We start from the raw sequence: 24,341 nt of genomic DNA, 5'->3' as shown, positions 1-24,341 counted from the left end.
CCCCACTCTGCTTCTCCGTGCCGTACGCGCCGATGGTTCACACGGTGCCGGGCCGAGGGCTCGAACACCGTCCGCGCCAAGGGAGTTCACGCGTCCGGCCGCACCACCCCGAGGATCTGCATCGACGCCGCCGGCGACTCGTACACGTACCGCCCCGGCCTTGGCGCCGAGATGATGTTCCCGCCCCCGACGTAGATCGCCACATGGCTCGCGTCGGAGAAGTAGATGATGAGGTCACCGGGCCGCATCTCCTCGACCGGGACGTGCTTCAGCTGGGCCCACTGCATCTCCGACGTGCGGGGGATGGTGACGCCCGCCGCCAGCCACGCCTGGGACGTGAGGCCGGAGCAGTCGAAGGAGTCGGGGCCCTCGGCGCCCCAGACGTAGGGCTTGCCGAGTTGGCGGGTGGCGTAGGCGATGGCCTTCCGGCCGGCGGCGGTCGCGTCGGTGCCGACCTTCTTGAGGATGCCCGTGCTCTCCCACTTCGCCTGGGCCTGGTGGGACTCCCTCTTCTCCAGGTCGGCGAGGCGGGCACGCTCCTTGGCCGCCAGCGAGGACTCCAGCGTCTTGGCCTCGGCGATGTGTTGCTCGATCGTCCTGCGCTGCGTCGCCATCGCGCGGCGGCTCGCCCGCAACCGCCGCAGTTCGGCCGCCGCCTCGTCCGTGCGGGTGCGCAGCGCCGACTTCGTCGTCTTCAGGTCGGTCAGCAGGTTCTGCGTGTTCTGCTGGGCCTGGAGCGCCAACCCCGCGTTGTCCAGGGCCCGTCCGGGGTCGCTGGCCAGGGCGAACTGCAGCTCGGCGGGTATGCCGCCGCCGCGGTACTGGGCCCTGGCCGTCGCTCCGGCAAGGGAGTTGAGGCGGGTCAGTTTCGCCTCGGTCGTGCGGATCTGGGAGTTGAGTGAAGCGACCCGCTTCTTCTGTGCCGTCACCTTGCCGTCGGCCGCGTTGTACTTGTCGGTCGCCACCTCCGCCTGGTGGTACAGGCTCTCCAGCTTGTTCTGTACCTCGGTGAGGGTCCGGGGGTCGGCCTGGGCGCCCTGTTGGGTCGCCGCCGTCAGTGCGCAGGCCAGCGCGAGCGCTGCCGCCGCCCGGTGGCCGTGGATGCGCGGGGGCCGTCTCATCTGGGCCGAAGCTCCCTTCGTACGCGTCGGTCGGGGTGGGAACGCGGGGTCCCTCCGCACAACGGGGGCGACCCGTCCGGCGGTTCAAGGGGGCCGTGAACCAGTGGCACCGCGGCATCCGTTGTGCGCGAGAAGAGGTGTACGGGCCGGTGAAGGGGACTGAATGAACGCCAAGCTGCTGCTGCTTGCCCTGAGCACGGGGCTCGGACTCGGGTTTCTCCTGCTCGCCGTCCGGCAGTTGGTGACCATGGCGCGGCTGTGGGCACGCGGAGTGCTCGTGACGGGTGTCGTGACCCCGCGGGTGCCGGGCGACCGCCGGCGGACCGGACTCGTGGTGTTCACCGACCACTTGGGGCGGGTCCACGTCATCGACCCGGGCGCGTACGGGTCGCTGAGCGGACTGCCGCCGGCCGGCGGGAGCGTGCCCGTGGTCTATCCGCGTGCCCGGCCGGCGGCGGCCAAGTTGTGGACCCCGCGGTATCTGCTGTCACCGGCGCTCGGGTGGTTCCTGTCGTCGACCGCGGCCTTCGCCAGCGGGACCACCATGGTGACACGGTGAGGGAGCGCGGGGCGGTCCGTCCCGGGCGGGTCCAGGACGTCGATGTGCTGCGCGGGTTCGCCCTGTTCGGCATCCTGCTCGTCAACGCCCAGCTGATGGCGGGTCCTTACACGGCGTTCGGCGGCGGTCCCGACGCCTCGGCCGTCGACCGGGCGGCGGCCTGGGCGGTGACCGCGACCACCAGCCTCTACCAGCTGTTCTCCTTCCTCTTCGGCTACAGCTTCGTCCTCCAGGAGCGCTCCGCCCGGGAGTCGGGAAGCCCGTCCGCCCTACACCATCTCCGGCGTACCGCAGGGCTGTTCGGCCTCGGTCTGGTCCACGCCGTGCTGCTCTATCCCGGCGACATCCTGATGACGTACGCCGCCCTCGGGCTGGTCCTGTACGGGCTGCGCGGCCTGAGCCCCCGGGCCGCCGTGCGGGTCGCGGTCTGTCTCGTGGCGGGTCTCGCCGCGCTGCTGCTCGGGTACGGGCTGCTGACCGTCGCCTTCACCGAGCCGGTCACCCCGGCCCAGTACGCCCCGGAGGCCGCGCGCGCCGTGGCCGCCTGTCGCGGCGGTTTCCTGTCGGTGGTCGGGGCCCATCTGCGCGAACTGCCGACGGCTCTCGGCGCGAACCTGACGTACACCCCCGACATGCTGGCCGCGTTCCTGGCCGGCCTCGCGGCGGCCAAGGCGGGGCTGGTGGAGCGGCGCGGGCGGGACCGGCTGTGGCTGCGCGGGGTCGTCGTACGGTGGCTGCCGGTCGGTCTGGCCGGCGGGGTGGTCACCGCGTGCTGTGCGGACGGGCCGCTGGACAGCCGGTGGTTCCTGGTCGGACACGCGGTGTCACTGCTGACCGCGCCCGCGCTCACGGCGTCCTACGCCTGCGGGCTGCTCCTGCTGACCGGCGCCGCGCGCCCGGCGGCGGCCCGCGTCCTCGCCGCCTCCGGGCGCATGGCCCTCACTCAGTACCTCTCACAGTCGCTGGTCCTCGCGCTCGTCTTCACCGGTTACGGCTTCGGTCTCTACGACCGGGTCGGCACCGCTGTCGTCCTCGCCGGGTGCCTGGTGCTGTACGGCGCCCAACTCGCCCTCGGTGCATGGCTGATGGGGCGGGTGCGGTACGCGCCGGCCGAGCTGGTGCTGCGGACCGTCACGCTCGGGCGATGTCCCGGTGGCTCTCCACGGCGTTCTCCTTCTCCAGGGTCAGCCCCGGCAGCAGACGAGCCGCGGCGCGTTCCGTGATGGCCGCCGTCTCCGCCTTCGCCGCCGCCGCGATCTCGCCGGCGCCGGGCTCCTTGTACCAGGGGCGCAGCCGGATCAGGGCCGGCTTGACGCCGGTGGCGAGGAGCAGGGCGGTGCCCTTGGGGAGGGCGCGGATCCTGTCGGGCGGCAGGACGGACTCCTGGCGGTAGGAGTACGAGCGTGAAGTGCCGTCCTTGCTGCGGGAGATGCTCGGGGTCTTCACGTCGTGCTGGCCGACGAGCGTGGAGATCTTCTGGACGAAGTCGGCGTCGTCCAGGCCCGCGCCGAGGAGTTTGATCGTCGCCGCGCTCCACAGCGCGTCCATGCCGACCTCGCCCCACACGCGGGCGCCCTGGCGGTAACTCTGCAGCAGGGTCACGACGTTGATGCCGCGCGAGCCGAAGTGCGAGTAGAGGTCGGGGAGATCGGAGATGCGGCAGACGTTGGCGGCCTCGTCGAGGACCGCGGTCAGCGGCGGGTCGAGCCGGCCGCCCATGCGTTCGGCGGCGACGACGCCGGCCCGCATCGTCGCGTCGGCGAGCCCCGCGATGACGCCCGCCGCCGAACCGCCGCCGTCCTTGGACAACAGGTAGAGGGTGTCGGTGCCGAGCACGTGCAAGTCGGGGCGGAACTCCGGGAGTTCGGGGTCGGGCGTGACCCAGGCGAGGATGTCGGGGTCCAGGAGGCAGGAGGCGGTCTGGCGGGCGGTCTCGTAGATGCCGTCCCGGGTCTCCACCGCGCCGCGTACGGTGCCCTGCAACTGGTCGGCCATCGCGACGAGTCCGACCTCGCGGAGCAGGTCGATCGGGGTGCGGTCGGCGGGGTCGGCGAGCCAGGCGAGGAGCTCGTGCAGCGGGGCCCTGCCACGGGCGGCGGCCAGGAAGAGGGCGGTCAGGGTGTTCTGGGCGGCCGAGATCCAGAAGTCCTTCTTCGCGGTGTCGTCGTTGACGGACGCGACGAAGTGGCCGGCCATCCGGCGGGCGCCCTCGATGGTGTGGCACTCGCCGAGGATGTTCCACCACATGGCACGGGGGGCGTGGGCGATGCCCTGCGGGTCGAACGTCCAGACCGTGCCCGCCTTCTCGCGCTGGGCGCGGGTGACGGCGTACACGTCGGACTTGTTGGAGGTCAGCAGGACCGCGCCCTGGGCGCGCAGCACCCGGGGGACGGCGATGCCGGTGGACTTGCCGGCGCGGGGTGCCATCAGGTCGAGCTCCACGTCCTCGTAACTGCTGCGCAGTTCGGGGCCCTTGGGGTCGAGTTCGCCGAGGAGGTTGCCGGTCTCGTCGGGGTGGAGCTGTTCGCGGCCCTTGAGGGTGGGGCGCAGTTCGCGGGCGCGGGCCTCGATGCCCTTGGGGCACATGGCGGCGAGTTCACGCCGTCCGGCGAGGCCCTTGTGCCCTCTGCCGCGGTCCATGAAGAAGGTGACGGCGAGGGCGGCGGGCACCGCGACGAGCGCCAGCACGCCGAACATGCCGGCGTAGAGCACGGCGGCCGGTGTGCCGGGCCACAGCGCGGCCGGTCCGTGGACGACCAGGGTGGCGATGCTGGACCTGCTGAACGGCGGGGCGTCCCAGCCGTGGCCGGAGAGGCCGGCGCCGCAGGTGCCGCCGGCCCAGGCGAGGGTGAACGCGAGGAGGCCGGTGCCGGCGACGGCGGTGATGGCCCACGGGAGTTGCTCACCGAGGTCGCCGCTGCGGGGTCCGCTCATGCGGTCCACCCCCCGGCCGACGCCTCGACGGCGGGGAATCCCGGGGCGCCGGGGAGTGCCGGGGGCCCTTCCTGCGCGAGCCGCGCGACCTCCGCGGCGGCGCGGGTCGCGGCCTGTTCGATGGCCGCCTCGTTGGTCGTCCAGCGGGTGTTGGTGTTGTGCAGTTCGCGTTCCGCGTCGGTGATGGCGACCTTGATGGGGATGCCGGGGCGACCGCCGACCTTGATGAGGAAGCGGCCCCGGCCCGGGGGTTCCTCGTCCTCGCCCCGGACGCCCCAGCCCGGGGGCGAGGACCAGGACGACACGAGTTCGATCTCGCGCCGGGACAGTCCGACCACCTTGCCGAGGTCGATCATCTCGGTCTTCGGCAGACCGGCGCACACCACCATCCCGGCCCGCTCGACGAAGCCGCGCGCCTTGGCGCGGTCGGCGTCGGTGCCGAGTGCCTCGGCGTCCTTGAGGGTGTGGGTGATCTTGGCGTCGCCGAGGCCGAGGGAGCGGTTGAGGCGGGTGAGGGCGTCGATGCGGTCGACGATGCCGGAGGCGGCGCGCAGCGGGCGCCACAGCTCGTCGAGCACGGTGAAGAACCAGCGCCGGGGCGCGAGTCCGGCGTCCGCGAGGGCGTGCGAGGCGGCCACCGTGCCCAGCCCGTCGGACCAGGCGGCGAGCATCGCGGCGGCGGTGAGCTGGGTGTCGGCCTCGCCGATGCCGGAGATGTCGATGCACACGGCGGACGCGTTCGCGTCGATCCGGGTGGACGTCTCGGAGGCGAAGGTGTCGCCGAGCGGGCCGTCGAGGATGCCGAGCAGGGAGCGGTGCAGCGGGTCGACGGCGTCCCGGTAGCGGGCGTCGTCGCCCCGGTCGAGGGTGACCGCGCGGACCCGGGCGGGGCCCTCGGTGAGGACGCGCAGCACGTCCGGCAGCAGCACCGTACGGCCGGGAAGGGTGCGTTCGCGCAGGTGGTGCAGGACGGCGGAGAGTACGGACTGCTCGTGGTCGTCCATCGGACGGCCGCGCACGATGGTGACGAGGGCGGCGACCATGTTCAGGACCCGGCCGTGGGCCTCGGCCTTGAGGACCTCGCCCGCCTCGCCGCCGATCTTCGCGGCGGCCTCGCCCATGGCGCCCGGGTCGAGGACGTTGATGCCGCCCCGGCCGCGGCCGATGGAGATGACCTGGCCGCCCAGGGCGCGGACGGTGTCGGCGTAGTCGGGCTTGAGGTCGCCGAGGACCAGCGGGACGACACCGGTCGCGGCGAGCCCGATCAGCATCCGGTTGATGAGGGTGGACTTGCCCAGGCCCGGCATGCCGAGCATGAACAGGGAGGGGTTGGAGATGTAACGGGCCCGGGTGAACCAGTTCAGCGGGTCGCCGCAGACCGTGGCGCCGGTGAACAGGTGCTGTCCGAGCGGCACTCCGGTCATGGGCGAGCCCGAACCGGCGGCGAACGGCCACATACCGCAGGCCTGCACGGTGGTGGCCCGCCACATGGTGGGCGGATCCATGTAGCCGACGCGTCCACCGCCGGCGCCGGGCCAGCCGCGGGCCGGGACGTACAGCTCCCTGGGCTTGGCCGGGGTCTTCCCCTTGCCGCCGCGCTTGGCGTCGGAGGCGGCCTTGGCCTGCGCGGACTTCTTCCCGGAGGTCCGCGCCCCGAACACGTCCGGGCCGAACAGGACCGGCCCGCCGTCCGGTTCCCCGAGCGACCGTTCCTCGGCCAGGCGGTCCTCCCGCTCGGCCTGCTTCTGTTCGCTACGGCGGCTCACAGCGCCTCCTGCAGTTCGTGCGGGACGAGGGTCTGCTCCCACGGAAGGATCCCGGCGGGCAGGGTGCAGCTGAAGGCCGCCGCCTGCATCCGGTCGGCGGGGCGCATCAGCACCCGGGAGGCCGCGGTCAGGTTGCGTACGGTGACGCTGGCGTCGTCCAGTTCCGCCATGCTGTCGACGGTGACCGTCAGCATCAGCGAGAACTCGACGAGGCCGGCGCCGGACGCCTCCTCGTTGGCGGTCTGCTCGGCCGCCCGCACCTCGGAGGCCGCGCGCGCCTGCACCATGCCCTTGCCGGACGTCGCCATGAACTGGGCGCTGCGCCGGTCGGCCTCGACGATCCGGGCCGAGGTGGCGGGGTCGATGGCCCGGTAGACCAGGGCGACCCGCTTGCGCCGGGTCCCGGGGGCCGCCTCCAGCATGCCGCGCAGCACCGAGGAGCGGATGGTGCCGCGCGGCGCCAGGGTCAGCATCCAGGTGCGGGAGACACCCGAGTCGTGCTGGTAGGCGTTCACCGTCTCCACGGCGGCGGCGGGTCCGGCGTCGTCCCACTCCAGGCCCGTTCCGCCTTCCAGGGCACGGGCGTTGAGGACGTCGGCGGCGACGGCGGGGTCGTAGGCGACCCGGACGACCTCGGCGATCCGTTCGGACGACAGCGGGTAGGCGGCGCCGCCGCCGGCCGCCACCAGGCCGCTGAGCAGGCCCGGGATACGGATGGCGAGTTCGGTGATCACGTCCTCCTTCCGGCGCTTCTGGCCCGCCGGGTTGCCGTAGGTGAGGGTGACGTAGGTGTGCATCTCGGAGGAGGCGCTCGGGTAGCGCCGGACGACCTCCTCCATGACGGCGCGGGCGGCGGGCGGCGCGTCGGGGTGGATGCGGGGCAGCACCTCGTGGGCGAGCCGGGTGCCGGGGTCGGGGGCGGTCTCCACGATCACGGTGGCGCCCTTCAGCCCGGGTTCGTGGGAGAGCCGGGCCAGCCACTCGCCCCACAGCGCGACCCAGACGTCGACCTGGTCGGGGTCGATGAGCGAACCGCCGTCGGGGTCGCAGCCCAGGACGATGGTGTACAGGTCGCGCTGCGGGTGGTGCAGGACGCCGAAGGGGCGGTCGTAGGCGTCCCGCCCCTCGGTCGCGGTGACCTTGTTGAGCAGCCCCGGCGGGCGGTACCGGCCGCCGGGCCGCGCGGACAGCGGGCCGGAGACGTAGAGGTGCGCGCCCGCGGCCTTCCGGCGCCACCAGCCGACGCGCAGGGCGAACAACTGGTAGACGTTGCGGCCGTCCTGGGTGCGGATGGCGAGCGGGACGAGGAACAGGACGACCGGCACGAACACGACCACCGCCGCGTACAGCGAGATCAGCGACGCCAGCAGGGTGGCGACGAGTCCGCCGAAGATCACGAAGGTGCCGAGGAGCCCGAGCGATCCGAGCCCCGCCCGTCTCGGCCTGCGCCAGTTCCCGTAGGTCGGATGGGAGACGGCTTCCGTGGACATGTGACCGGTTCCTTTCGTGAAGTGACGTGGTTACGGCGTGGGTTGGGGGCGATGGGGAGACCGCCGGGCCCCCTGGGGGAAGGGAACCCGGCGGCCGTTCGTCGGGGGCGGCGGCGACGGGCGCGCGGCCCTGGTGTCGTCGCCTCCCCCGGGCTCACTTGTTGTTGCCGAGTTCGCCGTCGGCGCCCTCGACGGCTCCGGACACGGTCGAACCCGCGACCTGGGCCGCGGCCACGGCCGCGAGGATCGCGACACCCGCCGGGCCGCCCATCGCCGCGGCTTCCTTGCCCGCGCCCTTCGCGGCCTCGCCGCCACCGCCCGAACCGGAGGAACCGGAGGAACCCGATGAACCGGACGATCCGCCAGCACCGTCCGAGCCACTGGAACCGGACGAGCCACCCGCGCCGGACGAACCCCCCGCACCGGACGAGCCGCTGGCGCCGCCGCTGCCGCTCGCGCCGCTCGGGCCCTCCTGTCCGCCACCGCCGGACGAGCCGCTCATGGCGCCGACCTGCACGGCACCGCTGGCCAGTTGGCTGCCCGCCTGGCCCATGGCGGCCATCGGGTTGCCGGTGCCCATGGCCGCGGCGGCGGGCACGATGAGTTTCAGCAGCGCGGGAAGCGCGACGGCGGAGAGGAGCATCACGCCGATACCGGCGATGCGGGTGTTGACGTTGGCGCCCGCCTTGCTGGTCTGGCCCGCGGTGATCATCGCCATGCCGGCGTTCAGCACGAGAGCGACCGCGGGCTTGTAGAGCAGCCACGAGACCATCCAGCCGATGTGCTTGCGCCACCAGCCGGCCCCCCAGTCCGTCATCGAGGCCGCGGCGGCCATCGGAAGGGTGCCGAGCATGATCATCATGACGCCGAGCCGGATGTACATCAGGATCATGTGGAGGATGCCCGCGAGCAGCAGCAGGAAGGCGAGGATCAGCAGCAGGAAGGACTGGATGCTGCTGTTGTCCCCGCAGGCGCCGATGTTGTCCAGCGCCTTCTGCACGGAGTTGTTGAACAGGTAGGTGGAGTAGTCGTCCGCGACCTTCGCGGCGGCCAGGCAGATGGTGGTGGCGGCGCCCGACACGAGGACGACGCGCATGATGCCCTTGAGCGCGGTGACACCCGCGGTTCCCCTGCGCTCGATCGCCATCTTGCCGGCCGCGAACAACAGCGAACCGACGGCCAGATAGACCACGATCCACGATGTCTTGTCGCTGAGATCGTGCGAGGTGGTCGTGTCCTCCAGGGTCGGAACGCTCTCGGCCACCCCCGCGAACACCGCGATCGCGGCGGCGAGGATGGTCTTCGCGATCAGACCGATGACCGTCCCGACGGGGTCGCCGAGAAAGCTGAAGAAACCGGTGATCGCGTCGGCGAGCGGATTGCCGTTGCTGCAGGCCGCCACGTCAGACCCCCCAGAGTGTGTAGCCGACGGCGCTCTGCGCGGAGGCCAGCTGCGAGTACAGTCCGCCGCTTCCGTCGGGCTGGATCTTCCAGTCGCCGCCGCTCCAGCGCACGTCGACGCTGGTCGAGGCATAGCCCTGCGTGCTCTTGATCAACAGCGCGACGGTCGCCGCCCCGCTCGTGTACGAGGTCACCTGGAACCCGGCGTACGACGAGGTGACCGGGGCGCTGTGCGCACCGTCCGTGTCCGGCACGGCGGTGCGCTGGAACACGAACAGCCGACGTCCCTGCCCGGCGACCACCTGCTGGTCGGTGACGGTGCGCCACTGGGATCCGCTCATCTGGGTGGGGATCACGGTGGCGGCCAGCGCGGCACCCATGGGCGTGTGCGCGAAGCACCACCACACGGCGCCCTGGATCCTGGTCGGCCCCTCCGAGGCGGAGACCGGGACCCGCCCGACGTCGAGCGTGCGCCAGCTGATGTCCTTGGGCACGGACGGGGGTATCGCGTCGCCCGCGCTGTCGTCGGTACGGCAGCCGGCCGGGCGGCCGTCCTTCTTGGGGGTACCGGAGAGCGGGCCGTTGGACGCCGACGCCTTGACACGGTCGCCGCCGCTGCCCGAGCCGGACGTCAGCGCGGTGACCCCGCCCAGTACGACGACCAGCCCGAGGAACCCCGCCGATGCCTGCCAACCGCGCTGTTTCCAGTACGGCCCGGTGTCCTCGGACCGCCGTTCTCCGCGCCGGAACAGACCGACCGCCCGCCCCATCAGAAGACGAACTTGACGAGCGGGCCGGCCGTGGCCACCAGGACACAGCCGCCGAGCACCATGCCGAGGCGGCTCATGTGCTCCGAGCTCTCACCCCGCTTGACGGAGATGGCCATCATCGCGCCGGTGACCAGCACACCGCAGACACCGGCCGCGGTGCCGGCCCAGGCGAGGATGCCGAGGACGAGGTTGACCTTGTCGGTCAGCTGGGAGGGGGCGTTGCTCGTCGGCTGGGGAACGTCGCCGGTGCCGCCGGTGGCCGGATTCGGAACCGCGGCGGCGAGGAAGTGGGTGGCTTCGAGCAGTGCGGACATGGGGATTCTCCGAGGAGTAGGCGCCCGGCCTGAGCGGTGGGCGAGAGGGTGAACCTGCGGTACGGGAAGGCCTGTTGGCCCTAAGGACCCTGAAGGGTCAGGTCGCCGAGGAACGAGACGAGCGGGCCGGCCGTGGAGGCGACCACGCAGGCGAGGACGACGTAGAAGACACCGCGGAAGTGCTCACCGCCCTCGCCGGGGTCGCCGCGGCGGAGCTGGAGCGCCATCTGCATGCCGACGATGATCAGTCCGGCGACGCCACAGGCCGAGGCGCCCCAGCAGAGGGTGTTGATGATCGTGTGGGCTTCCGGGGACGGGGAGTAGTACCGCGGACCGGTGGCGGCCAAGTAGAGCCCGCCGGACAGGAGTTGGCTCACGACAGGGCTCCCTCGCCGTAGAGCTCGCCGCCCACCAGCCGGGAGAGCGTGACGAGTTGCCTGGGCACGTACTTCGGGTGGTCGCCCGTGCGCCACGCCGGGATCCACGGCACGCGGTGCACGCGGGCGACGGAGCGCAGGACCCGGATCCGCCGCAGCAGACCGAGCGGCAGCCGCCCGGGGGCGTCGGCGAGGAGGACCACGGCCAGCAGTTCGAGCCCCTGCGGGGCCTTGCCGTCCTTGAGCGCGCCGAGCGCCTGGGAGACGGCCCGCAGTCCGGCCGCGCTCGTCCTGCCGACCAGCACGATCCGGTACGGCTCGCCGCGCGCGGGCTCCGGCCAGCGGGCGCCCACGTCCACTCCGCCGAGGACCTCGACCAGCGAGGTCGCGCCGGACCCGCCGTGCGCCTTGACCCATCCGACGTCCTCCCGCGACCTGCCCCGCGCCGCCGCCCCGGGCCGCTTCGGCTGCCCCCAGCCGGCCTCCGCCGCGCGGGCCGGAGCGGCCTTGCGTGCGGGGGCGGCGGACCGGGGGGCGGCCTGCCGCGGGGCGGGCGCCGCGGTCCGGGGGGCGACGGCCGGCGACGGGCCGGGGGCCGCGGGCCGAGGAGCGGCAGGCGCCACCGGCCGCGGCGCGGGCTGTACGACGGCCTGCGCCTGAGGTGCCGGAACCGTCTGCCGCACGGGTGCCGACGGCAGCCCGCCGCCGAAGCCGTGCTGCGGTGAGTACGCCGACTGCCCGGCACGCGCCTCGTATCCGGCCGGTGCGGAAGGTCCGACGGGTGCGGGAGGTCCGACGGGTGCGGGAGGTCCGACGGGTGCGGGAGGTCCGACGGGTTCGGCCGCGGCACCGTCCGTCGCCGGGGGCGCCGGCGGCGCCGACCGCGTGACCTTCGGTCCCCGTACCCATGCCTGCCGGCCCGGCGGTGTTGCCGAAGGAGTGCCCATGGTGTTCTTCCCGCCCCCCTCTTGGCTCTCTTGGCTCGTACTTCCGCTGCTCTGACTCATCCGGATTTCCACTGGTTTGAACTTTTTTGCCGCGCGGCCCGTTTCGATCTGCCGGGGCCGTTCGGACAGCACAACGGGCCGTGCGGCCACAGCGGTTCAAGACGAGATGAGAAGAAGGCGGACGAAGATGGGTGCGGGAGAGGGCGAAGAGGGCGCCGGCTCGAAGGCCGTCATGTACGGCGTGGCCGGCGCCGGTGTCGGCGGCTGCATGATGATCCCGCTCGCCGTGGCGGGCGCCGTGCCGCTGATCATCGTCTTCGGCGGGCTCGGTGTCCTGCTGGCCCCGCTCATCGCGCTGATCCTGCTCTTCGGAGGAGGCGGCGGCAGCGCCGACGACTACAGCAGCGACAACGACACCGCGAACCAGATGCTGACCGTCCTCCAGGGCGACGGCAAGGGCGAGTTGGACACCTCCACCGTCCCCGCCGACCTGGTGGACCCCATCCAGAAGGCCGGCAAGCTGTGCGACGCGATCGGCCCGATCGTCATCGCCTCCCAGGTGGAGAAGGCGTCCGGCTTCAACTCGGCCCTGGTCGGCCCCCAGGGCGAGGTGGGCATCTCGCAGCTGCCTCCGGACATCTTCAAGCAGTACGGCAAGGACGACGACAACAACGGCAAGACCCAGGCGACGGACAACGCGGACTCGATCATGGCCCAGGGCCGCTACATGTGCGATCTGGCAAGCCAGGGACAGAAGTTGCTCGACGACGGCACGGTCGTGAAGACCACCGACAAGGACGGCAACACCACCAACAGCGTCCTGGACCTCGCCCTGGCCGGCTACGCCATCGGGATGGACGCCGTGAAGGCGGCCAAGGGCGTCCCGCAGTCGAACGACGCCCTGAGCTACGTCCTCGCCATCCGCGCCCAGTTCGCCAAGTACCAGGGCATCGCCGCCCCGCCCACGGGCGCCACCCCCGGCGTCACTCCCAGCTTCACCGAGACCGGCGCACCCGCCGCATGAGGAGGACAGCAATGGACCACTTCGAGGTGTACATCTCCGAGGAAGGTCTCGCCGAGATCGACGGCGAACCGCTCGTCCCCGCACCGGACCAGTCCGTGCACGAGGCCGTGCTGGACCGGTTGCAGCGGCACGCGGAGGAGCGCGACGCCCCCGTCGGGGCGACGGTCAAGGACGGCCCCGGCGCCGCCCACTTCGTCCTCCAGGTACTCCCGGACGGCTCCAGCCACGTCCTCGCGTACGACGCGGACGCCGATGCCGACACCGATGCCGATGCCGACGCCGACGCCGACGCCGAGGAGGCACCGGAAGCCGAACGGCAGCCGGCGTCCCGACCGGAGCCGGGGCCGGCATCCGAACCGGCATCCGAACCTGCCTACGCACCGGCATCCGAACCTGCCTACGCACCGGCCTACGACGTCGCTCCCCCGCCCTCCACCGGCCCCGCCGTCACCGCCGTCACCGCGCACGGCGTCGCCGCGCCCACCACCGCTGCCGCCGTCACCGCGCACGGCGTCGTCGGCCCCTCCGTCACCATCTCTTCCGCCACTCCCTCCGTCACCACTCCCTCCGTCACCGCGCCCGGCGTCGCCGCGCCCTCCATCACCGCGCCCGCCGTCGCCAGCCCTTCTGTCACCACCCCCTCCGCTACCGCGCCCTCCACCACCCCTTCCGTCACTGGCCCTTCCGTCACCGCGCCCTGCACCACCCCTTCCGTCACTGGCCCTTCTGTCACCGCGCCCGCCGTCACCGCGCCCTCCACTGGCCCTTCCCTCACCGGCCCTTCCGCCACCGCGCCCTCCGTCACCCTGCCCGCCGCCCCCTCCGTGGCCGCCTCCGCCATCGCCACCGCGGTCGCCCGTGCCCGCGCCACGGCCGCCGCCCGTAGCGCCGCCGGTACCGCCGTGCGGGAACCCGCCCCCGGCGTCGGCCTGCCGCCCGGCGAACTCGCCCAAGAGATCAGCCGCATCAACGCGTTGGCGACCAGCGGCAGGCTCGACGAGGCGTTCGCCGACGCGACCGCGTTGCGCGAGAGCCTGACCGGTTCGGTGGGCGCCGAGCATCCGCACGCGGTGGAGGCACGGGCCGTGGAGGCGTACCTCGCGCACCTGCGCGGCGACCACCGCGAGGCCGTCGTACTGGCGTTGGCCGTGGCCCGGATCCGGTGCGGGGCCGGGGACGAGCGGGCGCCCACGGAGGTGGCGCGGGCTGCGGCGGCCTGGCAACAGCTCGACGACTCCCAGGCCGCCGTCGCCCACGGACGCGAACTGCTGCACATGTGGGACGTGTTGAACCGTCGCGGTCCGCTGCCGCCCGGCCACGTCGAACTCGCCGAACAGGTCCACAGATACGTGACGGCGTTGGAGGCGGCGTACGCCTGAACCCCCCGTGCGCCCTCCAGTGCCCTCCCGCGTACGCCCCGCGCACCGGCACTGACCGGTCCGTCAATCGCCTCGTACAACAGGCGTCAACCAGACGTGGACCGTCCCTCGGAACACTCCCTTCCCCAGGAGACCCGGCTCCGGCCAGCAAGCGGCCGGAGCAGGTCACGCCGAGGAGCAGGAGCACTTCCATGAACGTGACGGCCATCGGATCGGCGAGCGCGGTCTCGCCCGAGGAACGGGCGCTGCGCGACCTCTATCTGGAACACGGGCCGGCCCTCTACTCGTACGTGCTGCGCATGCTGGACGGGGACACGCACCGCGCGGAGGACGTCCTCCAGGAGACGTTGCTGCGCTGCTGGAACAACGGGAACCTGACCGACGACGAGGGGATGGCCGTACGCCCCTGGATGTTCCGGGTCGCCCGGAACCTCGTCATCGACGCGCACCGGACCCGGCTGGCGCGCCCGTTGGAGATCAGCGGCACCAACTGGCTGGGCGACATGTGCGCCGAGGTGGACGACATCGAACGGATGCTGTCGTCCATGGTGCTGCACAAGGCCCTGCAGATGCTCACGCCCGCGCACCGCGAGGTGCTCCGGGCGACGTTCTTCGCGGACCGCACCACCCAGCAGGCCGCGGACTACCTGGGGATTCCCCGGGGCACCGTGAAGTCCCGGGTGTACTACGCCCTGCGCAGCCTCCGCCTCGCCCTGCGGGAAACCGGGGTCGTGGTGGAAGAGGTCGTGGAGGACGTGCGCGAGGACATGCGGGGGAACGGGCGGGAGGAGGAGACGGACGTGGCGTGTTGACGGCGACGGCGACAGGGACAGGGACGGCGACAGGGACAGGGGCAGGGAGGGGCAGGTCCATCGATCAGGCGTCAACCGCCGGGCGGCGCCTCCGCCTCCGCCTCCGCCTCTGCCTCCGCCTCCGCCTCCGACTCCGGCTCGTCGGTGTCCAGTGCGCGCAGGATCGCGCCCACGTCCTCGGCGTCCGGGTGGCCCATCTCCTCCAGCAGCGCGAGCGCCGACCGCAGCGCCTCGCGGGCCGCGTCCCGGTCACCGGTGGCGCGGTGGGCGTCGGCGAGGTGACGCAGGACGTCCGCTTCGAGATAGCGGTCGCCGATCGCGGCGAACAGCCGCGCCGACCGCTCGAACCGCTCGACGGCCTCCGCGTACCGGCCGAGGTGGTGATAGGCGTACCCGATGGTGTCCTGCGTCGAGGCCGCTCCGTAGGGGTCGCCCATCGCGTCGTAGAGGACGAGGCTCTCCCGACAGCAGTCGAGGGCCTTCGCGTGGTCGCCGATCAGGATGTACGTCCAGGCGACCTGGTTGAGCACACCCGCTTCGCCGTTACGGTCGCCCTCGGCCCGGAACAGCGCGCGGGCCTGCGCGTAGTGGTCGAGGGCGGCGGCGCGCCGGTCCGTCCGGTTGCCCAGGTAGGCGAGGCCACGGTGGACCCGGGCCTGGCCGAACGGGTCGCCGGCGTCGCGGAACAGCTCCAGCGCGCGTTCGAGGCACTCCAACGCGGGCTCCGCGTGGTTGAGTTGGGAGTGGGCCACACCCAGTCCGCACAGGGAGTACGCCTGTCCGAGGGGATCACCGAGTTTCTGCGCCGCTCCCAGCGCCGCGCTGTTGATCTTCAGGAGGTCGTGCCAGAAACCGAGCCGGTTGAAGTAGACGTCCAGGTCCGCGGCGGTGCGCCAGGCGTGTTCGTCGTAGCCGTGGGCGGCGGCGTGTTCGACGATCGCCCGCAGGACGTACCGCTCCGTGCGCAGCCACGCGGTCGCCTGTGCCCGGTCGTTGAACCGGAGCGGCTCGCTGCCCGTTGTGCTCGGTGGCAGGGCGATCGTTTCGCGGAACGGATCCAGGACCGAGGAGGCGTTGTGGGCGGTGCGCAGGAAGTGGTCGTGCATTCTCAGCAGCGCCGCGCCGCGGGTGCTCGCGCTGTCCTCGACCTCGGCGAGTTCGCCGGAGTAGGCGCGCAGCAGGTCGTGGAAGACGAACCGGCCCGGGGCGCGTTCGATGAGCAGGCTCGCCCCGGTGAGTTCGGACAGCAGGGCGCGGACTGCCCGTGGTGGTGCGCCGGTCAGCGCGGTGGCCGCGGCGGTGGTGATGTCGGGGCCGGGATGCAGGGCGAGACGGCGGAAGAGTCCTGCCGCCTCGGGCGACAGCGCCTGATACGACCAGGAGAACACGGCACGGGCGTCGGTACCGGCGTCGTCGCCGACGAACGCGTCGAGGCTGCCGTGGTGGTACCGGAGCTCCTGCGCGATGTCGGCGAGCCGGAAGCCCGGGTGGTGGGCGGCGCGGGCCGCCACGATGGCCAGGGCCAGCGGCAGCCGGGCGCACAGCTCGGTGATCGCGGCGACGGCCTCCGGTTCGGCGTCGACGCGGGCGCCGCCCAGCCGCCGGGACAGTAACTCGTACGATTCCCCGGCACTCAACAGGCCCAGCGTGAGCGGATGCGCCCCGTGCCCGGCGACCAGCCCGCCGAGCCGGCTCCGGCTGGTGACGATGACGAGGCTGCCGGGCGTACCGGGCAGCAACGGCCGCACCTGCTCGGCGTCCCGCGCGTTGTCCAGCACGATCAGGACCCGCCGCTCGGCGAGCACACTCCGATAGAGAGCGGCCTGCGCGTCGAGCCCCTCCGGGACGGCCTGCGGAGCCACACCGAGCGCCACGAGAAACATCTCGATCGCCGAACCGGGAAGCATCCGGGAGGCGTGCGGATCGTAGCCACGAAGGTTGACGTAGAGACTCCCGTCGGGAAAGCGGTGCGCGATCCGGTGGGCCCAGTGCACGGCGAGAGTCGTCTTCCCGGTCCCCGCCATCCCGTCGACGACCCCGACGACAGCGGTCCCGGGCGGCCCACCCCCCTCCGGGAACAGGGCGGCGACGTAGTCGAGTTCGGTACGACGACCGGTGAACAGGGGGAGGTCGGCGGGGAGTTGAGCGGGGCTTATGGGTCTGGCACGGCGGGTCGGTGAGGGAGAGTCCGCTTCCGGAGGGGGCTCGGCGACGAGGCTGCGGGGGGTGTCGGTGGTGCGGGTGTCCGGTTCCGGAGAAAGCTTGGCAACGGGGCTGCGCGGGGCATGGATGCCCCGTCCCGGAGGAGCCCCGGCGCCGGGTCGGTACGGGGCGCGGCTGTCCGGTTCCGGACGGGACTCAACGCCGGGCCGGTACGGGGTGCGAGTGTCCGGTTCCGGACGGGACTCAACGCCGGGACTGAGCGGGGCGTAGGTGTCCGGTTCCGGAGGATGCCCGGCGCCGGGGCCGTGCGGGGCATGGGTGTCCCGTCCCGGACGGGACTCGACGCCGGGACTGAGCGGGGCGTGAGGGGCCGCTTGCGGAAGCGGCCAGGCAACGGGGCTGTGCGAGGCGTAGGTGTCCCGTTCCGGACGAGGACCGACACCGGGACCGCGCGGGACGTGAGGGTCCGCTTGCGGAAGCGGCCAGGCAACGGGGCTGTGCGAGGCGTAGGCGTCCGGTTCCGGACGAGACCCGGAGCCGGGACTGTAGGCGGCGTAGGCGTCAGGTTCCGGAGGAGATCCGGCAGCACCGGGGCTGCTGTACGGGGCAGGCGTCTCACCGGTCGGTTCGTGGAGTACGGGCCGAGCGAGCTCGGGGTCTCCGGCCAGGAGTCGTGCGTGTACGGCACGTAGGGACGGGCCCGGCTCGATGCCGAGTTCGTCGACCAGCGTGCGGCGTGTCCTCGCGTAGGCCTCCAGCGCCTCGGCCTGCCGCCCGCACCGGTACAGGGCGGTCAGCAGCAGCTCGCTCAGGGCCTCCCGCAGGGGATGCGCGTCGCGCAGTGCCAGCAGTTCCGGCACCACCGCCTCGTGCCGGCCCAGCTCCAGCTCCATGGACAGCCCCAACTCCAGGGCGCCCAGCCGCCGTTCGGCCAGATCGGCCCGCGCGGCTTCGGCGAACGGACCGGGCACACCGGCCAGTGCCGCACCGTCCCCGGCGGCCAGCACAGTACGCAGCGACCGGACCGCGCCGGTGCTGTCACCGGCGGCCCGACGGCGCCCGGCCTGCGTCACCGCCTCCTCGAACTCGGCCAGGTCACTGGAGACCCGGTAGGTCCGCAGGGCGTATCCGTCCCCGATGGAGACCAGGAGCGCGGACGGCTGCCCCGGCGTCCGCTCGGGCTCGAGCAGCTTGCGGAGCCGGGAGACATAGGTGCGCACCATCGCGACAGCACCCCGAGGCGGCTGCGCACCCCAGATCCCGTCCACGAGTTCGGCCACCCCGACCACCCGCCCCCGGCTCAGCAGCAGCATCGCCAGCACGGCACGCTGCTGAGGGGAGCCGAGCGCCAATTCGACGGAACCCCGCCAGGCACGCAGCGGGCCGAGCAGGGAGAACCGGAGTGTCTCTGGTCCAGTTTCCTCCACGGTCCAGGACAGTAGCCGCCGAGCTGCCGAACGTCAGACCGAAGCGGCGAATCCGGCCACGCGTTCGCACAGAAGACACACTCCTGAAATCAGCTCGCGTCCTACCGCTGCGGCGGCCCGTACCGGAATCCACGCACTGTCCAACACCCATCCAGCACGGCGACGACGAAGAGGGCGGACTCGCTGGAGCCCGACCCCTTCCGACCTGCACGCTCAACAAGACATGTCACGTGCGACAGCTGCGCGACTACACGTTGAACCGGAACGTTGAGCACAGCCCTGCGAACTGCGGGAACGTCGATTCTGAAGATCCCATCCAGCACGCATCCAGCACGAGGGCGGTTCATCCAGCACGCCCCGAGCAACCGGCACCGTTGTGTACACATAGAACACTCGGTACTCTTGGGCGCATGACGCAGCCACTACCCATAGAGTCCATCCGCGTTGTCCGGGCGCACCTGGCCGAGGTCGTGGAACGGGCCGACCGTGACGATGTGCCCACGGTGATCACGCGCCGAGGCAAGGAGGTAGCGGCCGTGGTGTCCATCGAGGTGCTGCGGAAGTACCAGGAATGGGAAGAGCGCGAGATCAACCGAATCATCGACGAGCGCATGGCGAGCCCGGCGGCCGGAATCCCGATCGAGGACATCATGAGGGAGACGCTGGCGCGCAGTGAGTGAGTACCGCACGGTTTTCCGGCCGGAAGCGCAAGCAGAGCTGCGCAAGATCCCTCGGGATATGGCCCTCCGCATCCTGGCCAAGCTGACTGAGCTGGAAAGTGATCCGTTGGGCTTCAACACCACAGCCCTTGTATCCCAGCCCGAACGGCGTCGCCTACGCGTGGGGGACTACCGCGTCGTCTACACGATTGACAACGGAGAGTTGGTGGTCTGGGTAGTTCACGTGGGACACCGGTCCACTGTTTACGAGACCTGATCGCCGCTGACCCCACGTCAGAATATCCAGCACCCATCCAGCACAGTGATGACGAAAGGGTGGGGCTCGACAGAGCCAGGATGGACGCCGCCAGGCCCGTCAGGCGGGCCATTGGGGGGATTGTGGGATCTCTTGGCTTCCGCGGCCACCGCGTCGGCAAGGCCCTCCTCACCCCCCCGTCGCGCGACCCGCTCATCAGCGCCGAAGGCCATACCGCGCTATGGTTGATGTATGGCTACCAAGAAGGTGACTATCACTCTCGACGAAGCCCTGGTCGAAGCTCTGGCCGGAGCCGCCGAGGAAGAAGGCATCCCGCTTTCCCGCCTCGTCGCCGGAGCAGCAGAACGCGAGCTGCGCCTGCGCGCCAGCCGCGCCGTCATCCAGGAGTGGCAGGCCGAGCACGGCGCCTTCACCCCGGAAGACCTCGCCGCTGCCCGAGCGGATCTGGCCGCCGCCGACGCCGAGTACCTCAGTAGCTCGGGAGCCTCGGCCGCGTGAACATCCCCTACCTGTACGACGCCGGGGTGCTCATCGCCATCGACAACGACGACCGGCGCATGTGGGCCCGCCACAGCCTGGCCCTGGAAGACGGCCGGGACATCCACGTCCCGTCCGTCGTCGTCAGCCAGGCATGGCGGGACTCCCGCCGCCAGGTCAGACTCGGCAAGTTCCTCGCCGGGTGCCACGTCGTACCCGTCGGCCTCGAAACCGCCAAAACCGCAGGCATCCTCTGCGGCAAGGCCGGCACCTCCGACATCGTCGACGCTACCGTCGTGACCATGGCAGCCAGCCTCGGCGCCATCATCTGGACCTCGGACCCGGACGACATCCGCACCCTCATCGACGCCCAGGACATCAAACCCGCCCCTGTCATCCGCACCGTCTAGTTGTTGCGGGTCAGGAGGTTGGTGACGGCGCATAGTGGTGGGCAAGATGGGTGGCGAGGTCGCGGAGGTGTGCCCTGGCTTCGGTGGGGCCGTGCACGGTGATGGCGCTCCCGAACGGCAGTAGTGCTCGCACGTCCTCCAGATGCGGGAAGCGGATCGTCACCTTTTGGCCGGTGGCGGATTCTTCTTGGTCGTCCGGGACGAGTCGTAGGCCGAAGATCCGTTGCGCTCGCTCGATCTGGGCCTGGTCGATGGTGGCGCTGACCTCGATCGCGTGGTTGTGCTCCCACTGATCGATGAGCGCTGCGGCGACGGTGGCCAGGGTCTGGCTCTCGCGGATCCGTCGTGGCCGGTCGACTTCTTTCCACGTCGTGATCCGTTCGAGTCGGTACATCCGTGGCACTCGGGCGCAGTCGGCGACGAGGTACCAGATGCCGGCCTTGGCGAACAGCCCGTAGGGATCCACGACCAAGTCGCGTGGGCATGACTCGCGTGGGCTGTCGTACTCGATCCGTAGCCGGTGACCTCGCCGCACCGGGCCGATCAGCGAAGCCGGAGTCGTGCCGGAAACTCGTGCCTGACGCCAGGGTCGGCTGTCCACGTGCACCACGTCGGTGAGTGGCAGGAGCTCATCGACTCGACGCGGCTGTGCGGCGGCGATCTTGGAGAGCGCGCGCCGGTTTTCGGCCGATACGTCGAGCTCCGCACGTTGCTTCTCGTCCAGCCCGGCGAGCGACAGATGATCACGCTCGCCCGGTGTGAGCCGCGTGAGGTCGGGCCCGGACCCGGGCAGCATGGTCACGCCGCCGAGGCGGCCACGGTGTGCGGTCACCGGCAGACCGGCGTCGCGGAGCCAGTTCAGGTCCCGGGTGATGGTTCGAAGGGACACCCCGAGCGCTGAGGCGAGTTCCTGTGTGGTCACGGCATCCCTCGATGTGAGGAGCAGCATCAGGGTGAAGAAGCGGTCTGGGGTCACCCACCGATTTTTTCAGGAATTGCGACGCGATGCGGCGCATATCCCGGTCAGGCTGGCGGATGCGTACCCACCTACGACCTGTGAGAAGGAAAACCCATGACCACATCCGTCGTGTCCATTGTCTACGTGAACGACGCTCCCGCCGCGGCTCGTTTCTACGGCGACCTCCTCGGCATGAGCCCCTCGTTCGAGACGTCGGGATACATCACCTTCGACCTCGGGCCGGGCGCTGATCTCGGCGTGTGGTCCGGCCAGTTCGAGGATCTGTCACCGGACGTCCCGCGCACCAGCGAGGTCTGCCTGGCCATCGGCGGTGGACCCGACGAGCTCAACGCGATCTTTGAGCAGTGGAAGTCCAAGGGGGTCACGATCCTGCGCGAGCCTCATGACGCGGGGTTCGGGCTGACGTTCCTCGCAGCCGATCCTGACGGGAACCGTATCCGCGTCGCACCGCGGGGCTGAAAGGCCGCAATGCGGCAGGCGCGCACGACAGGTGTCGCGCCTGCCGTCGTCCGACTTCGAGCGGGCGACGAGTGCCCCACGTGAATGCGCCCCTGAGTCGAGGGCCGTAGGCGGCTGGTGAAGCGGTGCCAGCGGCGTGGCTCTCCCTGATCCGCTCGGGCAGCTCACTGTCGCGACACCGCTGTTCGCACGGCTGCTTCTCGGCGCTGCGCCAGAGTAGCGGGCAAGGAGGACGCCGATCCCGGGCCGACACAAGCTCCAGGCCAGCTCGCCAGGGAAGAAAGGGCGGCGCGCACGGTCATCAAGCACGAATGCCGCCAACGCGCACGCGGGATAACGACGTTCCTCACCAGTAGGCTTGGCGGATCCGCCCGGCGAACCCTCCGGAGACAGCATGCTGACCCGCCTCGAAGTCCACGGGTTCAAGAACCTCCTGAACCTGTCTATCGACTTCGGCCCCTTCACCTGCATCGCAGGGGCGAACGGCACCGGCAAGTCGAATGTTTTTGACGCAATCCAGTTCCTCTCCCTGCTCGCCGACCAGTCGATGATGGAGGCGGCCCAAGAGGTCCGGGGCGTACACGGCGAGCGCCATGGGGACCCCCGTGACCTTTTCTGGAAGGGCTTCGAGCCTGGCCGTCACCGGATGTGGTTCGCCGCCGAGATGATCGTCCCGCTCAACTCGCAAGACGACTTCGGCCGAGCCGCGAAGGCCACGACCACGTTTCTGCGGTACGAGCTTGAAATTGGCTACCAGGAGCCATCCGGACTTGACCGTTTCGGCCGCCTCACCCTGCTCCACGAGACGCTGAGCCACATCACCAAGGGCAAGGCCCCCCGGCACCTCCTCTTCCCCCACCGGGCGAAGGAGTTCCGCAACATCGTCATTCAGGGCCACCGCAGCGGTGCCCCCTTCATCTCAACGACGACGGAATCTGGCGAATCTGTCGTTAAGATCCACCAGGATGGAGGCAGCCGAGGTCAGCCCAAACCGGCCGCAGCCTCCCGGGCACCCGCAACCGTCGTCTCCACTATCACCAGCAGCGATGACCCCACCATCCTCGCGGCTCGTCGTGAGATGCAGTCCTGGCGACGGCTCGCTCTTGAGCCGTCGGCACTGCGCAGATCCGACCGGTACGTCGACCCGCAGGTGATGGGCGCCGATGGCTCCCACCTGCCCGCGACACTCTTCCGTGTGGCCCACGACACTCCCGGCGCGGATGCCAGCCAGGTCTACGCCAGAGTGGCTGGGCGTCTCACAGACTTGACCGGTATCCATATCCGCGATCTAGATGTCGATCAGGACGAGGTACGGCAGCTCCTCACAGTCAACGTGCGCGAGGTGGCCGGCATGACGCTGCCCGCACGCAGCCTCTCCGAAGGCACCCTGCGCTTCCTCGCCTTGTGCGTCCTACTTGAGGACACATCCGTTCGCGGTCTGATCTGTATGGAGGAACCCGAGAACGGTATCCATCCCGCGAACCTCAATGCCATGGTCGCCCTTGTCCAGGACCTCGCCGTCGACCCGACCGAGCAACCTGGGACGGACAATCCATTCCGCCAGGTGCTGATCAACACGCACTCACCCGGAGTCGTGCAACTCGTCAACCCTGAAGACCTCTTGTTCGCGGACACCGCGGTCCACAAGTCCGAGAACGGCTCCCTGAACCGAGCACTACGTCTGCGTCCACTCGCCGAGACGTGGCGCGCCACGAGGGCCGGCGGCGACTTTGTGACTAAGGCCGACGTCCTGCCGTATCTCACCACACCCGTGGGAGCGCAGCTCACGCTGGACTGGGGGGCCGCGTGACCGCTCGCATTCTGTTCATTGGCGAGGGCAGCAGCGACAACGGACTCGTACCGCACATCGAGTCCATTGCCGCACGCAAGGGACTCGACATCTCGATCACCGTCCCCGATTTCGGCCTGCTCCGCCCACCGACCGGCCATTCAGTCCCGGACAAACTGCGGGCAGCCCGCACACTAGGAGGGACCTACGACCTGGCGGTGGTGCAACGAGACGCCGACCGCGGTCCCACCCAGGACCGCAGGGACGAGATCGAGGACGCAGTGCGTGCCGAGTGGCCCGGTCTTCGGCACGTCGCCGTGGTACCGGTCCGCATGCTGGAAGCCTGGCTGCTTCTTGATGAGGCATGTCTGCGCCAGGTTGCCGAGAACCCGCGCGGCTACGTCAACCTCGACCTCCCTAAGGGAGCTGCGGCGGAAAGAATCGCCGACCCTAAGCAACTCCTCAAGGACTCACTCGCGCGGGCAAGCGAGTACAAAGGGCGCCGCCTCGCCCAGTTCCAGAAGCGTTTCGCGCAACACCGGCTGCGCATGCTCGAACTCCTGGATCCCGAGGGGTCAGTGACTTGCTTGCCATCATGGCAGGATTTCATCAAGGACCTCGACGAGGCACTCGAGATTCTCAACGAATGACCTGACGGGCGATTTGGCGTCACCTTGCAACGTAACCCTGGAGATCCAGCACCGTACGGAATTCCAGAGGTGACGACACGTGCCAATAGGTGCCGTAATCGCACCCCTCAACCAGCGCTCGAAGCTTCAACCCACCTAAGCGCCTTCCGATCGCCAG

The 24,341-nt window shown here is 70.9% G+C and carries 23 protein-coding genes; 12 read left to right on the top strand and 11 right to left on the bottom strand.

Going from position 1 to position 24,341, the window contains the following annotated elements:
* Positions 1 to 86 precede the first annotated feature (86 nt).
* A complete protein-coding gene (locus tag ACIQBL_RS03445) occupies positions 87 to 1,121 on the bottom strand; it encodes an NlpC/P60 family protein (protein ID WP_401936214.1) in 1,035 nt (344 codons plus the stop codon).
* Positions 1,122 to 1,284: 163 nt separating this feature from the next.
* Here ACIQBL_RS03445 and ACIQBL_RS03440 point away from each other — a divergent pair, with 163 nt between their 5' ends.
* Positions 1,285 to 1,680: a hypothetical protein gene (locus tag ACIQBL_RS03440; protein ID WP_401936212.1), complete on the top strand. Its 396-nt coding sequence runs from the start codon at positions 1,285 to 1,287 to the stop codon at positions 1,678 to 1,680.
* Positions 1,677 to 2,903 carry a DUF418 domain-containing protein gene (locus ACIQBL_RS03435; protein WP_401936210.1) on the top strand — a complete coding sequence of 409 codons (1,227 nt, stop codon included), beginning with the start codon at positions 1,677 to 1,679 and terminating at the stop codon, positions 2,901 to 2,903. The genes ACIQBL_RS03440 and ACIQBL_RS03435 overlap by 4 nt, the downstream gene beginning before the upstream one ends.
* Here the strand turns inward: ACIQBL_RS03435 and ACIQBL_RS03430 are convergent.
* The 8 genes from ACIQBL_RS03430 to ACIQBL_RS03395 all read right to left on the bottom strand — a co-directional run bounded on the left by ACIQBL_RS03430 (position 2,812) and on the right by ACIQBL_RS03395 (position 11,415).
* Positions 2,812 to 4,614 (bottom strand): type IV secretory system conjugative DNA transfer family protein, encoded by a 1,803-nt coding sequence (locus tag ACIQBL_RS03430; RefSeq protein WP_401936208.1) that lies wholly within the window; start codon positions 4,612 to 4,614, stop codon positions 2,812 to 2,814. The genes ACIQBL_RS03435 and ACIQBL_RS03430 overlap by 92 nt on opposite strands.
* On the bottom strand, positions 4,611 to 6,380 hold the full coding sequence (locus ACIQBL_RS03425; protein ID WP_401936206.1) for an ATP/GTP-binding protein: 1,770 nt from the start codon (positions 6,378 to 6,380) through the stop codon (positions 4,611 to 4,613). The genes ACIQBL_RS03430 and ACIQBL_RS03425 overlap by 4 nt, the downstream gene beginning before the upstream one ends.
* Positions 6,377 to 7,870 (bottom strand): SCO6880 family protein, encoded by a 1,494-nt coding sequence (locus tag ACIQBL_RS03420; protein ID WP_401936204.1) that lies wholly within the window; start codon positions 7,868 to 7,870, stop codon positions 6,377 to 6,379. The genes ACIQBL_RS03425 and ACIQBL_RS03420 overlap by 4 nt, the downstream gene beginning before the upstream one ends.
* Positions 7,871 to 8,024: 154 nt before the next feature.
* Positions 8,025 to 9,272: a hypothetical protein gene (locus ACIQBL_RS03415; protein ID WP_401936201.1), complete on the bottom strand. Its 1,248-nt coding sequence runs from the start codon at positions 9,270 to 9,272 to the stop codon at positions 8,025 to 8,027.
* A gap of 1 nt (position 9,273) precedes the next feature.
* Positions 9,274 to 10,041, bottom strand: coding sequence for a hypothetical protein (locus ACIQBL_RS03410; protein ID WP_401936199.1), 768 nt, complete (start codon positions 10,039 to 10,041; stop codon positions 9,274 to 9,276).
* Positions 10,041 to 10,355, bottom strand: a complete 315-nt coding sequence (locus ACIQBL_RS03405) for a hypothetical protein (RefSeq protein ID WP_401936196.1) — start codon at positions 10,353 to 10,355, stop codon at positions 10,041 to 10,043. The genes ACIQBL_RS03410 and ACIQBL_RS03405 overlap by 1 nt, the downstream gene beginning before the upstream one ends.
* Before the next feature lie 80 nt (positions 10,356 to 10,435).
* A complete protein-coding gene (locus ACIQBL_RS03400; protein ID WP_401936193.1) occupies positions 10,436 to 10,732 on the bottom strand; it encodes a hypothetical protein in 297 nt (98 codons plus the stop codon).
* Positions 10,729 to 11,415: a hypothetical protein gene (locus ACIQBL_RS03395; protein WP_401936191.1), complete on the bottom strand. Its 687-nt coding sequence runs from the start codon at positions 11,413 to 11,415 to the stop codon at positions 10,729 to 10,731. Before ACIQBL_RS03395 ends, ACIQBL_RS03400 begins: the two co-directional genes overlap by 4 nt.
* Positions 11,416 to 11,866: 451 nt before the next feature.
* On the opposite strand from ACIQBL_RS03395, the gene ACIQBL_RS03390 reads away from it, so the two are divergent.
* From ACIQBL_RS03390 to ACIQBL_RS03380, 3 genes are all read left to right on the top strand, one after another.
* Positions 11,867 to 12,703, top strand: coding sequence for a lytic transglycosylase domain-containing protein (locus ACIQBL_RS03390; RefSeq protein WP_401936188.1), 837 nt, complete (start codon positions 11,867 to 11,869; stop codon positions 12,701 to 12,703).
* A gap of 11 nt (positions 12,704 to 12,714) precedes the next feature.
* Complete coding sequence (locus tag ACIQBL_RS03385) at positions 12,715 to 14,082, top strand: hypothetical protein (RefSeq protein ID WP_401936186.1); 1,368 nt, start codon at positions 12,715 to 12,717, stop codon at positions 14,080 to 14,082.
* 191 nt (positions 14,083 to 14,273) lie between these two features.
* A complete protein-coding gene (locus ACIQBL_RS03380; protein ID WP_401936184.1) occupies positions 14,274 to 14,894 on the top strand; it encodes a sigma-70 family RNA polymerase sigma factor in 621 nt (206 codons plus the stop codon).
* Positions 14,895 to 14,965: 71 nt separating this feature from the next.
* Here the strand turns inward: ACIQBL_RS03380 and ACIQBL_RS03375 are convergent, their stop codons facing one another.
* On the bottom strand, positions 14,966 to 18,484 hold the full coding sequence (locus tag ACIQBL_RS03375) for a BTAD domain-containing putative transcriptional regulator (RefSeq protein WP_401936181.1): 3,519 nt from the start codon (positions 18,482 to 18,484) through the stop codon (positions 14,966 to 14,968).
* A gap of 410 nt (positions 18,485 to 18,894) precedes the next feature.
* Here ACIQBL_RS03375 and ACIQBL_RS03370 point away from each other — a divergent pair, with 410 nt between their 5' ends.
* The 4 genes from ACIQBL_RS03370 to ACIQBL_RS03355 all read left to right on the top strand — a co-directional run bounded on the left by ACIQBL_RS03370 (position 18,895) and on the right by ACIQBL_RS03355 (position 20,307).
* On the top strand, positions 18,895 to 19,164 hold the full coding sequence (locus ACIQBL_RS03370; RefSeq protein WP_401936178.1) for a type II toxin-antitoxin system Phd/YefM family antitoxin: 270 nt from the start codon (positions 18,895 to 18,897) through the stop codon (positions 19,162 to 19,164).
* A complete protein-coding gene (locus ACIQBL_RS03365) occupies positions 19,157 to 19,420 on the top strand; it encodes a type II toxin-antitoxin system RelE/ParE family toxin (RefSeq protein ID WP_099889685.1) in 264 nt (87 codons plus the stop codon). Before ACIQBL_RS03370 ends, ACIQBL_RS03365 begins: the two co-directional genes overlap by 8 nt.
* A 231-nt stretch (positions 19,421 to 19,651) precedes the next feature.
* On the top strand, positions 19,652 to 19,918 hold the full coding sequence (locus ACIQBL_RS03360; protein WP_401936175.1) for a hypothetical protein: 267 nt from the start codon (positions 19,652 to 19,654) through the stop codon (positions 19,916 to 19,918).
* On the top strand, positions 19,915 to 20,307 hold the full coding sequence (locus tag ACIQBL_RS03355; protein ID WP_007446968.1) for a PIN domain-containing protein: 393 nt from the start codon (positions 19,915 to 19,917) through the stop codon (positions 20,305 to 20,307). The genes ACIQBL_RS03360 and ACIQBL_RS03355 overlap by 4 nt, the downstream gene beginning before the upstream one ends.
* 10 nt (positions 20,308 to 20,317) lie before the next feature.
* Here the strand turns inward: ACIQBL_RS03355 and ACIQBL_RS03350 are convergent, their stop codons facing one another.
* Positions 20,318 to 21,283 (bottom strand): helix-turn-helix transcriptional regulator, encoded by a 966-nt coding sequence (locus ACIQBL_RS03350; protein WP_401936173.1) that lies wholly within the window; start codon positions 21,281 to 21,283, stop codon positions 20,318 to 20,320.
* A 96-nt stretch (positions 21,284 to 21,379) separates the two neighbouring features.
* On the opposite strand from ACIQBL_RS03350, the gene ACIQBL_RS03345 reads away from it, so the two are divergent.
* The 3 genes from ACIQBL_RS03345 to ACIQBL_RS03335 all read left to right on the top strand — a co-directional run bounded on the left by ACIQBL_RS03345 (position 21,380) and on the right by ACIQBL_RS03335 (position 24,184).
* Positions 21,380 to 21,745 (top strand): VOC family protein, encoded by a 366-nt coding sequence (locus tag ACIQBL_RS03345; protein WP_401936171.1) that lies wholly within the window; start codon positions 21,380 to 21,382, stop codon positions 21,743 to 21,745.
* A 394-nt stretch (positions 21,746 to 22,139) separates the two neighbouring features.
* Positions 22,140 to 23,555, top strand: coding sequence for an AAA family ATPase (locus tag ACIQBL_RS03340; RefSeq protein WP_401936169.1), 1,416 nt, complete (start codon positions 22,140 to 22,142; stop codon positions 23,553 to 23,555).
* Positions 23,552 to 24,184 (top strand): hypothetical protein, encoded by a 633-nt coding sequence (locus ACIQBL_RS03335; protein ID WP_401936167.1) that lies wholly within the window; start codon positions 23,552 to 23,554, stop codon positions 24,182 to 24,184. Before ACIQBL_RS03340 ends, ACIQBL_RS03335 begins: the two co-directional genes overlap by 4 nt.
* The last annotated feature ends 157 nt before the right edge of the window (positions 24,185 to 24,341 follow it).

Source organism: Streptomyces sp. NPDC088350 (assembly GCF_044753545.1).
Classification (GTDB): domain Bacteria; phylum Actinomycetota; class Actinomycetes; order Streptomycetales; family Streptomycetaceae; genus Streptomyces.
Note: the sequence above shows the minus strand (reverse complement) of the source record. Positions and strands in the feature narration are given on the sequence as shown.

Excerpts from the sequence above, each read along its gene's own strand:
- ACIQBL_RS03390 (WP_401936188.1), top strand. The coding sequence starts at position 11,867 with ATGGGTGCGGGAGAGGGCGAAGAGGGCGCCGGCTCGAAGGCCGTCATG.
- ACIQBL_RS03380 (WP_401936184.1), top strand. The coding sequence starts at position 14,274 with ATGAACGTGACGGCCATCGGATCGGCGAGCGCGGTCTCGCCCGAGGAA.
- ACIQBL_RS03360 (WP_401936175.1), top strand. The coding sequence starts at position 19,652 with ATGGCTACCAAGAAGGTGACTATCACTCTCGACGAAGCCCTGGTCGAA.
- ACIQBL_RS03430 (WP_401936208.1), bottom strand. The coding sequence starts at position 4,614 with ATGAGCGGACCCCGCAGCGGCGACCTCGGTGAGCAACTCCCGTGGGCC.
- ACIQBL_RS03440 (WP_401936212.1), top strand. The coding sequence starts at position 1,285 with ATGAACGCCAAGCTGCTGCTGCTTGCCCTGAGCACGGGGCTCGGACTC.
- ACIQBL_RS03345 (WP_401936171.1), top strand. The coding sequence starts at position 21,380 with ATGACCACATCCGTCGTGTCCATTGTCTACGTGAACGACGCTCCCGCC.
- ACIQBL_RS03405 (WP_401936196.1), bottom strand. The coding sequence starts at position 10,355 with ATGTCCGCACTGCTCGAAGCCACCCACTTCCTCGCCGCCGCGGTTCCG.
- ACIQBL_RS03420 (WP_401936204.1), bottom strand. The coding sequence starts at position 7,870 with ATGTCCACGGAAGCCGTCTCCCATCCGACCTACGGGAACTGGCGCAGG.
- ACIQBL_RS03445 (WP_401936214.1), bottom strand. The coding sequence starts at position 1,121 with ATGAGACGGCCCCCGCGCATCCACGGCCACCGGGCGGCGGCAGCGCTC.
- ACIQBL_RS03410 (WP_401936199.1), bottom strand. The coding sequence starts at position 10,041 with ATGGGGCGGGCGGTCGGTCTGTTCCGGCGCGGAGAACGGCGGTCCGAG.
- ACIQBL_RS03370 (WP_401936178.1), top strand. The coding sequence starts at position 18,895 with ATGACGCAGCCACTACCCATAGAGTCCATCCGCGTTGTCCGGGCGCAC.
- ACIQBL_RS03385 (WP_401936186.1), top strand. The coding sequence starts at position 12,715 with ATGGACCACTTCGAGGTGTACATCTCCGAGGAAGGTCTCGCCGAGATC.
- ACIQBL_RS03340 (WP_401936169.1), top strand. The coding sequence starts at position 22,140 with ATGCTGACCCGCCTCGAAGTCCACGGGTTCAAGAACCTCCTGAACCTG.